The organism is uncultured Lamprocystis sp. (genome assembly GCF_903933125.1).
Lineage (GTDB): Bacteria > Pseudomonadota > Gammaproteobacteria > Chromatiales > Chromatiaceae > Thiodictyon.
In genome coordinates this window covers 1-13,334 of the sequence record NZ_CAIZIZ010000369.1, presented here as the reverse complement: position 1 = coordinate 13,334, position 13,334 = coordinate 1, and the positions used below count along the sequence as shown (strand labels likewise).

The following is a 13,334-nucleotide window of genomic DNA, read 5'->3' as shown; positions in this document are numbered from 1 at the left end:
CGGAGTTGGTCGCCCGGGTGAGCGACTTTGCGCACACGATCAACGTCGATCCGTTTGCCGTTGCCGACCGGCTCTGGACGAAAACGACGCTCGATCCAGAGGAAGAGAAATTACGCATCCCGGCCTAGGCGAGGTTTAGACCCCCCCGAGAAGAAAAGAGACCGCCGAGCGCTGAAAGGCACACGCTTTGGGAAGTCTGAAACCGGCTCCCGGCCGGGTGTCGGCGGCCGACCGTCATCACCCGCTCGAGATCACCGCGCCGCCGACCATGCTCGTTCCTCGCATACCGGTCTAGGAGCCGTGATTTCATAGCTCCTGGTGGCGTCCGACTCCACACGTATCCGACCATGCAACGCTCGGTGAGAGACGAAGAGGTTTGGCAGGGCGAGGTCGCCAGGCGCTGAGAGGCTGATCCCACTGATCCGCGACCATCGCAACGGCTGAGAGGAAGAGGGTTCCGCTTCAGGTGGCGTTTCCGCCAACTCAACGCGAACTGTTTCCGGTTCCGGTCAGGTGGAAGTTCTTCCACCTCAACGCAAAACGTATCCGGTTAAGGATCAGGTGGGAAATCTCCCACCTCACAGCGAAACGTGTCAAGCGGAGCGCATCCCGCACAGCCAATCCGCCTAGATCACTCGGGAGCGGCTACGCCGCGCGGGCGAGTCATCGCCTGATCGCTGCCTGTCATGCCGAACGCACATCAGGTGGATGTTCATCCACCTCATCGCGTCCCGTATCCTGTTCTGAATGAAACCTTCCTTCGTACGCGCCAAGTCGGTAGCCTGGTGGGTCGCTCGTACCTCGCGATCCCACCAGGCTACCGAACCTTATGCCCCGCGATCCGCTGTTAGGTCAATCATCACCAAATCAGGACGCAATGCCTGTATCTCCCGTTGCGCTTCATCCGCAGTCGGATAGCGCTTCACGAACCCATCAACCGAAAACAAGAAACCAACGCGATCCGCCTTAAAGACCTTGACCAGATAGCCACCAACATCGGCCGCCTGAATCTGCACGCGCTCAGCCGCGATGAGGTTCTCTTGACTCTGCGTGGTCAACTGCATTTCGATGTTCGCCAGACTAAGCGCGAGAACTCGACACAGGCCAAGACCTCAAACAAGTCCTCGTCTTGGAAAAAGCCGGAATGCTTAGAAAAACGAAAACACGTTTGCCAATCGCCATCAGACCAATAGGTCACACCCAGAAATACACCAAGGCGACCGCACAACCGTTCATTCAAACCCGAACGCCACAAACGACGAACCCGAAAGGTCCGCCCTGGCAGATCAAGCGGAGTCAATCCCGACTCGCCAAGCAACACCAGTTCCGGCGCACGACAAAAACCCGTTACGATATGCTCACCCATCGCCGACTCCTACTCAGTTGGTTGTGGTTAGGATGCCGATCCGGGTGCAACCGGATCGGGGTCCGCTTCAAAAAAACAGAACATGCTGCCGGCGATCGGCCCTCAACCTGAACAGCCAATCAGCCGCGATCAGACGGGAGCGGCTACCGCCGCGCCGCTGACCTTGGACACCGCGGAACCCCTCACGCCGCGTGCTGGTAAACCGCCGTCATCAACTGCGGCCAACTCTCGACCTGTTGACACTGGATCAACGGCCGGCGAATCGCGACCACGTTCCCGGCCGACAGGTCGGCATCCGACAAGCCAGCCGCCCGAAGAATCTTCAGATTTCGATACCACGTCGCACGATGGCCGCTCATCTCTCGCGCTTTTTCCCACCCATACGCTTGAATCAATGCCCACGTGCCAACCGCCGCCCGTGCCCGCCCATCGCTATCAGCCACTGCTTTCACCCGCTCTTCAATGTTCATTTCAGTCACCTCAGCTGCACCCAACATCCGCCCGAAGTAATCACCATGCCAGGCCCGTAGTTCCTCCGCCGTCACGTCATACCAAGCGCCCTCCACCCGTTCCCGCCAGAATTGCGCCCCGTGGGTCAGTTCCAGACGCAAACACCGATCAACGGCATCGAGTTGTTGCACGCTATAGCTCACCCCCTGATAAGCGCGTTGTTTCATGGCATACCGCAAATGGGGACCTTTGGCATACGCCTTGCCCGCTTTAATACGGCTCTGATGACTCCAATAGACCGTATCGCCGGCCTGTTGCGAGACCCGGTAACGACCGCCTTCGCAACTGCGCAGGATCGCCAGCGCGGCCCGCACATCGGCCAGTGAGGGCAACAACAGCATGGCCGTGGTATCGGTGCGAGTGACCTTCCATAACCGGACCTCTGGCGCCGTGACCCCCAATTGACCGCCGACGAAACGCGCCATCCGCTGCACGCAACCCACCAGGTCCAAGGCCCGCGCCGCCCCGGAACTGAAAGCCGCATCGCCGTCGCCAATGACCCGCGCCGGCGAGCCCTTGACCATCAAACAATCGGGGGTGACGCGCACACTGATCTGATGCGAATCCGAGCGAATCGAATCCCAGGTGGAGATCTCCCAGGACACCGCGCCCGTGGTAGGGCAGAACTTGACGATCCGCTCACCGTGCACGCGTAACACCGCCTGATCCGCAGCGCTGAAGCGCTCGAGCTCGACCCGCGCGGTAATGAAGTCGATCAGCACGCGGTTAACCAGCGGCTGAAGCCCGCTGGAGCGCGGTAACCGTCGCCGTGGCCGGTGGCTGGGGTAGGGCGGACAGATCGGCCAACTGCGCCCGCAACGTCGCGTTGTCCTGGGCATAGGCCGTGACCAACTGACGCCAGAACACCAGCGTATGAAAATCGGCCGGCGTGAGTCCGTGTCGGGAGAAGCCCGGCGGGAACAGGTAGCCGCGGTCGACCTCCCAGTCTTCCCAGCCGACCCACGGCACGAAGCCCGCCAAGATCGCCAAGAGTCGCACCGCGGCCGGCGTCGGGTTGCCCTGGCAGCGCCAGCGCCGATAGGTCCGCAGGGTGACCCCACACACCACGGCGGCCTGTGAATTGCTGAATCCGCAGCGCTGTTGCAGCGCCCGCAGAACGGACAAATTGGCCGCGAACCCCTCAGACAGTAAATCGGCCTCAGACCAGCCACCACGCGGCCCGACGCCCTCCGGCCCCATGGTCAGGATGGCCGATAATGTATATTATGTTAAGTCGCGTTATTGGAAGGCCGCCCCGGCGGTTCGCGCGTCCGGCTGGCAGATGTCGATCGCACGCCTGCGGTTGCACAAACGGCGCAACTGATGCAGCATTATTTAGCCGTTGCCATCGACCCGGCCGCGTCATCATCCCGACCAGCCGGGTTTGCGCGACATTGTCGGCCAGGAGTCAGCATCATGAACCCCTTGTTGCGTATCGATCCCGATGATCCTTACCCGGAGAGTGATGGAGCACCCATGGCGGAGAACACGCTGCAGTTCGACTGGATCGTCAAAATCAAGGAAAACCTGGAAATTCTGTTCGCGGATCGCCCGGATGTCTTCGTCGCTGGGGATCTCTTCTGGTACCCGGTGCCGGACCGGCACGTGATCGGCCCGATGGCGCCGGATGCCATGGTTGTGTTTGGGCGGCCGAAAGGCCCGCGCGGCTCTTACCGCCAGTGGGAGGAAGCCGACATCGGGCCGCAGGTGGTTTTCGAGGTGCTGTCGCCGTCGAACAGCGCCAAGGAGATGCGGGACAAGCTGGAGTTTTACGACACCTACGGCGTCGAGGAGTATTACATCTACGACCCCGCACACAATCGATTGGAGATTTGGATTCGTCAGGCCGGCCAGTTGCGTCCGGTGTCGCACCTGAATGGCTGGACCAGCCCACGGCTCGGGATTCGCTTTGCCGTGCGCCCGGAGACGCTGGAGATTTTCGACCCGGCGGGCCGCCTCTTCGCGAGCCCGGTCGAACTGGCGCGGCAGGCCGAGCAGGAGCGGCTGCGTGCAGCGCAGGAACGGCTGCTTGCCGAGCAGGAACGGTTACGCGCTGAACAGGAACGGTTGCGCGCTGAACAGGAACGGCTGCGTGCCGACCAGGCCGACGAGCGCGCCGACCGGGAGCGACTGCGGGCGGAACAGGAGCATCAACGCGTCGAGCAGTTGGCGCAGCGGCTGCGGGCACTCGGGATAGATCCGGACGCCCCCGACGGTTTGCACTAGATCGGGTTGCGCTGTCCCCTGCCCCACCGGACTTCACTCATATCGCCTTCCTACCTGGTATCCGGACAGACCCGTGGTGTAGGGGCGGGTTTAAAACCAGCCCCTACGTCCGGTTATTACGTCCGATGGCTATAAGGTCGAAATCCGCACCGCGTACACCCCGCCGATCACCACGTACTCGTCCTCGCCTTTGAGCATCCCCGGCAGCAGGCGGTTGTAGAAAAAAACCTTGGGGCGCGGCACCTCGACCGTCAGCAGATAGTCGCCGAACTCGTCCGCGCGCTCGCGCTCGCTCGTGAAGCTGTTCAGGTTGTTGAGCAGCACCAGATAGCCGCCGTCGGCCTCGCGCCCCAAGACCTCATGATCGCCGATGTGGTTGATACCCCGGTGCAGGGTTAGATGGGTGACGCCCGTGTTCTGGCGCGCCAGTTCGTACTGACAATAGGTATAAAGGAGGTCGAGCTGGGACTCCACGGCATTGGTGGCGTAGATGCCGCGCGCCGCCTCGGCCAGATACCCTTGATAGGCCTCGCTGCCGCGTCCGTACAGCGGTCCCCCGTGATGGCGGGTGAGCAAGCCGAAGCGCGTCTCCGCCCAGTGCTTGAGCACCGCCCCCTCGCGGCCATCCGAGTCGAAGGACCAGCCCCGCACCAAGCGCAGATAGTTGGCGTTGGCGCGGGATTTCTTGCGTCCACCGGGCGTCAGCCCAGCTTCTTCGAGTTCTTCCAGGCAGAAGCGGACCGTCATGTAATCGACAAAACGCTCCGCTCTGGCCCGATGATCGGGCACCTGATCGAGACGCCGGCACAGGTCCGCGTGAAAATCCCGCACCCCGTCGATCGCCAGCGGGACCGGGTGTCGCTGGAAGGTCAGGCTGCCCAGGATCACTGCCGGAAGATTGCAGCGATTGATCGACAGTCGGGCCGACCCGGGCAATGTCGGTGTCGGTGTTTCCCGCCCGAGATCGAAAGCGCTCAGGCAATCGGCCGGGGGATGCGTTTCCCCCCCGTTCGCTACATGGCGCGGACCCTGTGTCGTTCCCATTTCCGAGTGATGATCTCTGTTGTTATCCATACAGCCGCTTTGGACTTGTCGTGGATGCTACCAATGGCTGCAACCCGGCATTTCTACTTAAAAACTCTATGTTACATTGTGTTACGATATTATTCTTGGATGGCACGGTGTTTGCTGTAATGGGCATGAGCGCGAAATTTGTTCAACCGCTGCGAAAGCGACCCACAGGAGACCCTCCCCATGGCACTGCGTCAATGCGCCATCTACGGCAAAGGCGGAATCGGTAAGTCCACCACCACCCAGAATCTGGTTGCTGGCCTTGCCGAGGCCGGCAAAAAAGTCATGATCGTCGGCTGCGACCCGAAGGCCGACTCCACCCGTCTGATTCTCCACGCCAAGGCGCAGAACTCCATCATGGAGATGGCGGCCAACGCCGGCAGCGTCGAGGACCTGGAACTGGAGGACGTACTCAAGGTCGGCTATCGCGACATCAAGTGCGTCGAGTCCGGCGGCCCCGAGCCGGGTGTCGGCTGCGCCGGCCGCGGTGTTATCACCGCCATCAACTTCCTGGAAGAGGAAGGCGCTTACGAGGCTGACCTCGACTTCGTATTCTACGACGTGTTGGGCGACGTGGTGTGCGGCGGTTTCGCCATGCCCATCCGTGAGAACAAGGCGCAAGAGATTTACATCGTCTGCTCCGGCGAGATGATGGCCATGTATGCGGCCAACAACATCGCCAAGGGCATCGTGAAGTATGCCAACTCCGGCAGCGTGCGCCTGGCCGGCCTGATCTGCAACAGCCGTAACACCGCCCGTGAAGACGAGCTGATCATGGAGCTGGCACGTCAGCTTGGCACCCAGATGATCCACTTCGTGCCGCGCGACAACGTCGTGCAGCGCGCCGAAATTCGCCGGATGACGGTCATCGAGTACGACCCGACCGCCAAGCAGGCCCAGGAGTACCGCGATCTGGCGCACAAGATCATCGACAACAAGAACTTCGTGATCCCGACCCCGATCACCATGGATGCTCTGGAAGAACTGTTGATGGACTTCGGCCTGATGGACGAGGAAGACGAGTCCATCGTCGGCAAGGTTGCCGCTGAAGAAGTCGCGGCCTGATCGGACGGGGACCAAGATCGAGCCCCGGGGCGCCGGCGGCGCCTTGGTGGTTCAGAACAGCGTTGTTGCAGAGCGTCTTGTCGGCGGATTAGCCGCGGCGCCCTTCGTGGAGAGCCAGAATGGCGAATTTGACTCGTGAAGAGACCCTCGACCTCATCCAAGAGGTCTTGGAAGTCTACCCGGAAAAGGCCAAGAAAGACCGGGCCAAGCACTTGGCGGTCAACGATCAGTCGATCGAACAGTCCAAGAAGTGCATCACTTCCAACCGCAAGTCATTGCCTGGGGTGATGACGGTGCGCGGCTGTGCCTATGCCGGCTCCAAGGGCGTGGTCTGGGGTCCGATCAAGGATATGATCCACATCTCTCACGGCCCGGTTGGCTGCGGCCAATACTCGCGCGCCGGCCGCCGTAACTACTACGTCGGCATGACCGGGGTCAACACCTTCGGCACCATGAACTTCACCTCGGATTTCCAGGAGAAGGACATCGTGTTTGGCGGCGACAAGAAGCTCGCCAAGCTGATCGACGAAATCGAAGGTCTGTTCCCCCTGAATAAAGGGATCAGCGTTCAGTCCGAGTGTCCGATCGGTCTGATCGGCGACGACATCGAGGCGGTCTCCAAGAAAAAGGCCAAGGAACTCGAAAAGCCGATCGTGCCCGTGCGCTGCGAGGGCTTTCGCGGTGTCTCCCAGTCGCTGGGCCATCACATTGCCTGCGACTCGATCCGTGACTGGGTCATCGGCAACCGCGACGGTGACGACAGCTTCCAGACCACCCCCTATGACGTGGCGGTGATCGGCGACTACAACATCGGCGGCGACGCCTGGGCCTCGCGCATTCTGCTTGAAGAGATGGGTCTGCGCGTGGTTGCCCAGTGGGCCGGCGACGGCACGCTGGCGGAGATCGAGCTGACCCCCAAGGTGAAGCTCAATCTCATCCACTGCTACCGCTCGATGAACTACATCAGCCGGCACATGGAAGAGAAGTACGGGATTCCGTGGATGGAATACAACTTCTTCGGGCCGACCAAGATCGCCGAATCGCTGCGCAAGATCGCCGCCTGCTTCGACGAGACCATTCAGGCCGGTGCGGAGCGGGTCATCGCCAAATACGAGGCGCAGTACGCCGCCGTCATCGACAAGTACCGTCCGCGCCTGGAAGGCAAGCGCGTCATGCTCTACGTCGGCGGCCTGCGTCCGCGGCACGTCATCGGCGCCTATGAGGACCTGGGGATGGAGGTGGTCGGCACCGGGTATGAGTTCGCCCACAACGACGATTACGACCGGACCATCAAGGATATGTCCGATTCCACGCTGCTCTATGACGACGTGACCGGCTATGAGTTCGAGGAATTCGTCAAGCGTATCAAGCCCGACCTGATCGGCTCCGGCATCAAGGAGAAGTACATCTTCCAGAAGATGGGCATCCCCTTCCGCCAGATGCACTCCTGGGACTATTCCGGTCCCTATCACGGCTATGACGGCTTCGCCATCTTTGCCCGCGATATGGATATGACCATCAACAATCCCTGCTGGGCCAAGCTGCATGCGCCCTGGCTCGCCGATCAGGCGGCCCAGTCCGAGCAGCAAGAGCCCAAGCGCGCCAGCGCCTGATGGTCGCCGCCCGCCGGTCACCAGCCGGCGGCGCGGCAGGAATCTCATAGACCGCATTGCAGTCTCAATCATGCCGTTGTCCGCGGATTAGCGGCGCGGCAGGAGCATACGAATGAGCCAGATAGTCGACGACATCAAGCCGAGCTTCCCCCTGTTCAGGCAGCCGGAATACAAGGAAAACCTTGCCAAGAAGCGCGATGGGGTTGAGGAGCGTCACTCCGACGAGAAGATCCAGCAGGTGTTTCAGTGGACCACCACTGAAGAGTACAAGGAACTCAACTTCAAGCGCGAAGCCCTGACCATCAACCCGGCCAAGGCGTGCCAGCCGCTGGGTGCCGTGCTCTGTGCCCTGGGCTTTGAGAAGACCCTGCCCTATGTCCATGGTTCGCAGGGGTGCGTGGCCTATTTCCGCTCCTACTTCAACCGTCATTTCAAGGAGCCGATCGCCTGTGTCTCCGACTCGATGACGGAAGACGCGGCGGTGTTCGGCGGCCAGAAAAACATGTTCGACGGTCTGGAGAACGCCCGCGCGCTCTACAAGCCGGAGATGATCGCCGTCTCCACCACCTGTATGGCCGAAGTCATCGGGGACGACCTCAACAGCTTCATCAACAACGCGCGCAAAGACGGGCACATTCCGGAAGACTTTCCGGTCCCCTTCGCGCATACCCCGAGCTTTGTGGGTTCCCATACCACCGGCTGGGATAACATGTTCGAGGGTATCGTCCGGCACTTCACCCTGAACACCATGGATGACAAGGTGGTCGGCAGCAACGGCAAGATCAACCTGGTGCCGGGCTTCGAAACCTACCTGGGCAATTACCGCGTCATGCATCGCATGATGACTGAGATGGGCGTTGACTATTCGATGCTCTGCGATCCGACCGAAGTGCTGGATACCCCGGCCGACGGCGAGTTCCGGATGTATGCGGGCGGCACCACTCAGGCCGAGATCAAGGATGCCCCCAACGCCATCGATACCCTGTTGCTCCAGCCTTGGCAGTTGCCCAAGACCAAGAAGCATGTTGAGATCACCTGGCGCCAGAACGCGACCCACATCAACATCCCGATGGGGTTGGACTGGACCGATGATTTCCTGATGAAAGTCTCGGAACTGACCGGCAAGCCCATTCCGGAGTCGCTGGCCAAGGAGCGCGGCCGACTGGTCGATATGATGACCGACAGTCACGCTTGGCTGCACGGCAAGCGCTTCGCCGTCTATGGCGATGCCGACTTCGTGCTGGGGATAGTGAAGTTCCTGCTGGAGTTGGGCGCCGAGCCGACCGATATTCTGTGCCACCATGCCAACAAGCGCTGGAAAAAAGAGGTGGAAGGGATCTTGGCGAAGTCGCCCTACGGCAAGCTTGGTCAGGTGCATACCGGTGCCGATCTGTGGCACTTCCGGTCCCTGATGTTCACCAACAAGCCGGACTTCATGATTGGCAACTCCTACGCCAAGTTCATTCAGCGTGATACCCTTCACAAGGGCAAGGAGTTCGAAGTTCCGTTGATCCGCATCGGTTTCCCGATCTTCGACCGTCATCACCTGCACCGCATGACGACCATGGGTTACGAGGGGGCGATGTATATCCTCACGACCCTGGTCAACTCGGTCCTGGAGCGGCTCGACGAAGAGACCCGCGGCATGGGCACCACGGACTACAATTACGACCTGGTTCGTTAGGTCGAATCCGCCGGTCGGCGCAGCGCTGCTTGCGCCGACCGGCGACGCCAGGAGAGAAGTGAATGCCCAGTGTAATGATCCGCAAGAGTGATTCCGGCGTCCTGTTGTTCTATGTGGCGAAGAAGGACATGGAGGAGACCATCGCCACCGTTGAAACCGATACCGCGGAGAGCTGGGGCGGCGAGGTTGAGCTGACCGATGGGTCCAAATGGTATGTGGACCCGATCAGCCCGCCTCCGGTCTTTCCGACCACCTTGCGCTTCAAGCGTGCTGAATAACACCGGGCCGGGCCGCGTGCCGCATCCCCGCCCCTATTGACTGGAGAAATCGTATGGCCATGCAAATCGTTAGATCCGCTTGCACCGCGTGTGGCGACTGCGAGACCGTCTGCCCCACCAAGTCCATCACCCCCTTCAAGGGCGTCTACAAGATCGATCCGAACACCTGCAACGAATGCGAAGGTGAGTTCGATATGCCGCAGTGCGTCAATGCCTGCATGGAAGACAACTGCATTATCGCGGCTTGATCCCCATGGCTAGCCCGATCTCAGAAGACATTGCCCTGCGCATCGGGCTGGCCGCCCGGACCCTGCCGGAGACCGATCCGGCGCGATTGATCAAAGTGCTGGCCTCTGCCGTCGGTCTACCGCCGACGGTGGAGAAACTCGGGGCCTTGCGGGTCCGGGATCTCAAGTCCGCGGCCGACGGCGAGTTGGCCGATATCGACCTGGACGCGCTCAAAGCAGCTTTGGCTATCCTCAAGGGCGAGGGTGTGGCGGAGTCCGACCCCCCTCCCCCGCTTGACCCCTATAGCGACGGGGACCTGCCCGGGTCGATCCGCGTCGCCTGCGCCTCGGATACCGGCGAGTTGCTGGACGGACACTTCGGCGCCGCCCGCCGTTTTCTGGTCTATCAGGTTTCGGCCTCCGACGTGCGGCTGATCGACGTGCGTCGTATCGATGACAGCGGCGCCGAGGATCGCAATGCCCACCGCGCCGGACTGATCCGCGATTGTCAGGTGCTGTATGTGGCCAGCATCGGCGGCCCGGCGGCCGCGAAGGTCATCAAGCTCGATATTCATCCGATCAAGGACGCGGCCGGCGGCAGCGCTCGTGAGCGGATGGTCAAGCTCCAGCAGGTTCTGTCCCAGAAGGCCCCGCCCTGGCTCGCGAAGGTGATGGGGCAAGCGCCCGAGGAGCGTATCCGCTTCGAACCAACCGCGGATCTGCTGGCCGAGGACGGGGCATGATCAGCGCGGAACGGATCGACCAGGTGGTGCAGGTGGTGACGCGGGCTGGGCTCAACGACCAGACCCTCTCGGCCCTGCGCGAGGCGTTTCGGCCGATCCATTTCACCTACTGCATGGATGATGATATCGGCACCGGGATCGGTGCACCCGTGCCGGTGCGAACCACCGACACCTTCAATCTGTATCTGATCGACGGACAGGCCCACTGTATGCGCTTCACCGCCGATCAGGACGCCGCCACCGGCCTGGTGTTGGCGCAACTGGACGTCGCGTCCTGATCCTGTGCGCCGCGTGTGTCTGGCGTGACCGCGAAACCCCTCGTCAGTTGTGCCGGGTGCCCCCACCGGCGTGACTTGCTGACGCAAGGTCGGTGCCTGCCGGGTGACGTGTGCGTGCGTGCCATGAGCGGGCGCCAGATCGAGCGCTTCTTTCGGGTCAATCCGTCCCTGGCGGACGACTACGCCGGGGATGCCTTCTGGGAACGGCGGGCCATCGCCGCGCGCTATCTCTCCCAGCAAAAACTCCTGAGCCTGATTACCGACCCGGACGAGGTCGTGCGGCGGGTCTTGGCCTACCGACTGCCGGTCGAGGCCCTGGGTCCCCTGATCACTGACCCGGACCGCGAGGTGCGGATCACGGTCGCCGACCGCCTGCCCCCGGCCGGTCTCGAAACCCTGGCCGCGGACCCGGACTATCTGGTGCGCCAGACCGTCGCGCGGCGGCTACCGGTGGGGCGGCTATTCCGGATGATTCGCGACCCCGATCGCCAGGTGCGCTGCACCGTGGCTGAACGGCTCCCGCCCGAGAGCCTGGGACTGATGCGCGACGATCCGGAACCGGAAGTCCGCCTCAAAGTGGCCGGGCGCATCCGCTGCGATGAGGCCGGCGGCCTGCTCCAGGATCCGGACTGGCGGGTGCGTCTGTGTCTGGCGGAACGCTTGCCGACGACGCTGCTCGCCACGCTGTTGGACGATGCCGACGCCGATGTCCGGTCGGCAGCCCAGGCGCGCATTGAGGGCGAGACAACCCCGTCCGCACAAGAACGCAAATGAACGCAAATCACCGAATGAAAGGCCCGACATGGTAGCGACAGCCACTGACCTTGATCCAGACCAGTCCCTGACCCCCGCGTTGCGCGTCGCGAATGCCTGTGCCGCGCTGCCTGCCGGTGCGGATCTCGATGCCTTGATCGCGGCCGTTCGCGACGCCCTGGGCGCGGATGATGTCCAGCACGCCATGACGCGGGGCGGGTGGCACCGCCTGGGCGGGGTGGTGGGCCTGGACGGGGACCGCATCGCCGATCACGTCGCCGAATGGGCGGAGGCCGTGTCGGGCGGCGACATTGACGAACTGATGGCCTACGTCAGTGACCTGCGCTGCTTCGTCACCCGTCTCAACGGGCAGACGCACTATCTGGTGGTCCCGACCGGCCCGGCCGCGCGTGACTACATTCAGATCGAGATCGAAGAGGTGCAGGAGGTTCTGGATCGGGTGATCTCGGACCCGGACTGGTTCCCCGACAGCATCGCTGAGTTCGTTGATCCGCTCGACTTCCCCCGGCTGGAATCTGAACCGGTGGGGCCCGCACGGATGATCTTTCGGCGTCTCGTGCCGGTGAACGAACTGATGGAGTCCAGCGATTCGGGTCCCCGTCTGCGCCGCTTCCTCGACGACTGGGACCGCAGCAGCGCCGGCGAGACCAGCGCCTTCTGCGAACACTGGGTACTCTCGATCCGCGAGTATCGCGACCAGGACGGTGACGACCACCGCAGCGCCAAACCGGTGCCCATTCCGTCTGTGGAAATCCCCAGCCTGGCGGATGCCGAGGTGGCGCGCGGGGTCAAGCTCGCCAACCAGATCCATGGGTTCGACCGGGTGCTCGGCTACCCCTTCGCCTGGTATTTCCACATGCTCACGAACCCCAAGGTCTCCCACCGGTTGGCCGAGGCGGTCCACGCCGACCTGATCGGCGCCTACGACTACCTGCCGGTGCGCGATCTGAAGGTTCTGCGCGATTGGTATAACCAACCCTATGGCATCTGAGACACCGATCCCGGCCGCGTCCGCCGCCTGGCCCAAACACGCGGCGCCCATCTGCCCGTCCGCCGAACTGGCGGAACTGGGACGACACCGGTTCCGCGTGCTGTATCGCGGCACCCCGCGCGAAGCCATCCTGCTGCGCTTCCAGGGTGTCGCCTACGGGTATCTGAATCAGTGCGTGCACATGCCCAAGGAACTGGACTGCGAGCAGCCCCGCGTCTTCGACGCCGCCGGCGAATCCATCCGCTGCTCCATGCACGGCATCACCTACACACCCGCGACCGGTGAATGCCTAAGCGAAATCTGCGCCGGCGAGTCACTGACCCCACTACGGGTGCAGGAACGCGACGGGATGCTGTATCTCACCGAGAAGCGGACCACGCTGCTCGGTATTGAGTAAGGGGTCAGAAATAAGTTAGACAAGGAATACTGGCTCATGAGGCCAAGTGTGTGAGCCTTTATTAATTTGGAATAATAGACGATAATGAAATACCGCACAGCACATAATTAT

Annotated in this window: 16 protein-coding genes; 11 read left to right on the top strand and 5 right to left on the bottom strand. The window is 62.0% G+C overall.

The window, feature by feature from the left end; all coding sequences use genetic code 11:
- Positions 1 to 827 precede the first annotated feature (827 nt).
- The 4 genes from QZY03_RS19310 to QZY03_RS19295 all read right to left on the bottom strand — a co-directional run bounded on the left by QZY03_RS19310 (position 828) and on the right by QZY03_RS19295 (position 3,001).
- Positions 828 to 1,064 carry a hypothetical protein gene (locus QZY03_RS19310; RefSeq protein ID WP_295583793.1) on the bottom strand — a complete coding sequence of 79 codons (237 nt, stop codon included), beginning with the start codon at positions 1,062 to 1,064 and terminating at the stop codon, positions 828 to 830.
- The gene (locus QZY03_RS19305; RefSeq protein ID WP_295583792.1) at positions 1,055 to 1,366 is read right to left on the bottom strand and encodes a hypothetical protein; all 312 of its coding nucleotides are present in this window, start codon (positions 1,364 to 1,366) and stop codon (positions 1,055 to 1,057) included. The genes QZY03_RS19310 and QZY03_RS19305 overlap by 10 nt, the downstream gene beginning before the upstream one ends.
- 182 nt (positions 1,367 to 1,548) lie before the next feature.
- On the bottom strand, positions 1,549 to 2,598 hold the full coding sequence (locus QZY03_RS19300) for a phage/plasmid replication protein (RefSeq protein ID WP_295583791.1): 1,050 nt from the start codon (positions 2,596 to 2,598) through the stop codon (positions 1,549 to 1,551).
- Positions 2,599 to 2,602: 4 nt separating this feature from the next.
- Entirely contained in the window at positions 2,603 to 3,001 is a 399-nt protein-coding gene (locus QZY03_RS19295) for a hypothetical protein (protein ID WP_295583790.1), read from the bottom strand.
- A 291-nt stretch (positions 3,002 to 3,292) separates the two neighbouring features.
- Between QZY03_RS19295 and QZY03_RS19290 the strand changes: the two genes are divergently transcribed.
- Positions 3,293 to 4,102 (top strand): Uma2 family endonuclease, encoded by an 810-nt coding sequence (locus QZY03_RS19290; RefSeq protein WP_295583789.1) that lies wholly within the window; start codon positions 3,293 to 3,295, stop codon positions 4,100 to 4,102.
- Between the two features lie 129 nt (positions 4,103 to 4,231).
- Here the strand turns inward: QZY03_RS19290 and QZY03_RS19285 are convergent, their stop codons facing one another.
- Positions 4,232 to 5,176, bottom strand: coding sequence for an NAD(+)--dinitrogen-reductase ADP-D-ribosyltransferase (locus QZY03_RS19285; RefSeq protein WP_295583788.1), 945 nt, complete (start codon positions 5,174 to 5,176; stop codon positions 4,232 to 4,234).
- Between the two features lie 180 nt (positions 5,177 to 5,356).
- Between QZY03_RS19285 and nifH the strand changes: the two genes are divergently transcribed.
- The 10 genes from nifH (at position 5,357) to QZY03_RS19235 (ending at position 13,223) form a co-directional block, all read left to right on the top strand.
- On the top strand, positions 5,357 to 6,238 hold the full coding sequence (gene nifH, locus QZY03_RS19280) for a nitrogenase iron protein (protein ID WP_295583787.1): 882 nt from the start codon (positions 5,357 to 5,359) through the stop codon (positions 6,236 to 6,238).
- Positions 6,239 to 6,357: 119 nt separating this feature from the next.
- Positions 6,358 to 7,851 (top strand): nitrogenase molybdenum-iron protein alpha chain, encoded by a 1,494-nt coding sequence (gene nifD, locus QZY03_RS19275; RefSeq protein WP_295583786.1) that lies wholly within the window; start codon positions 6,358 to 6,360, stop codon positions 7,849 to 7,851.
- Between the two features lie 112 nt (positions 7,852 to 7,963).
- Entirely contained in the window at positions 7,964 to 9,535 is a 1,572-nt protein-coding gene (nifK, locus tag QZY03_RS19270) for a nitrogenase molybdenum-iron protein subunit beta (RefSeq protein ID WP_295583785.1), read from the top strand.
- A gap of 62 nt (positions 9,536 to 9,597) precedes the next feature.
- Complete coding sequence (gene nifT, locus QZY03_RS19265; RefSeq protein WP_295583784.1) at positions 9,598 to 9,813, top strand: putative nitrogen fixation protein NifT; 216 nt, start codon at positions 9,598 to 9,600, stop codon at positions 9,811 to 9,813.
- A gap of 53 nt (positions 9,814 to 9,866) precedes the next feature.
- A complete protein-coding gene (locus tag QZY03_RS19260; protein WP_295583782.1) occupies positions 9,867 to 10,061 on the top strand; it encodes a 4Fe-4S binding protein in 195 nt (64 codons plus the stop codon).
- A gap of 5 nt (positions 10,062 to 10,066) precedes the next feature.
- Positions 10,067 to 10,783: a dinitrogenase iron-molybdenum cofactor biosynthesis protein gene (locus QZY03_RS19255; RefSeq protein WP_295583781.1), complete on the top strand. Its 717-nt coding sequence runs from the start codon at positions 10,067 to 10,069 to the stop codon at positions 10,781 to 10,783.
- Positions 10,780 to 11,061: a DUF6129 family protein gene (locus QZY03_RS19250; protein WP_295583780.1), complete on the top strand. Its 282-nt coding sequence runs from the start codon at positions 10,780 to 10,782 to the stop codon at positions 11,059 to 11,061. Before QZY03_RS19255 ends, QZY03_RS19250 begins: the two co-directional genes overlap by 4 nt.
- A 24-nt stretch (positions 11,062 to 11,085) precedes the next feature.
- Positions 11,086 to 11,835, top strand: a complete 750-nt coding sequence (locus QZY03_RS19245) for a 4Fe4S-binding leucine-rich repeat protein (protein WP_295583779.1) — start codon at positions 11,086 to 11,088, stop codon at positions 11,833 to 11,835.
- Positions 11,836 to 11,863: 28 nt separating this feature from the next.
- The gene (locus QZY03_RS19240) at positions 11,864 to 12,826 is read left to right on the top strand and encodes a hypothetical protein (protein ID WP_295583778.1); all 963 of its coding nucleotides are present in this window, start codon (positions 11,864 to 11,866) and stop codon (positions 12,824 to 12,826) included.
- Positions 12,816 to 13,223, top strand: a complete 408-nt coding sequence (locus tag QZY03_RS19235; RefSeq protein WP_295583777.1) for a Rieske 2Fe-2S domain-containing protein — start codon at positions 12,816 to 12,818, stop codon at positions 13,221 to 13,223. Before QZY03_RS19240 ends, QZY03_RS19235 begins: the two co-directional genes overlap by 11 nt.
- Positions 13,224 to 13,334 lie beyond the last annotated feature (111 nt).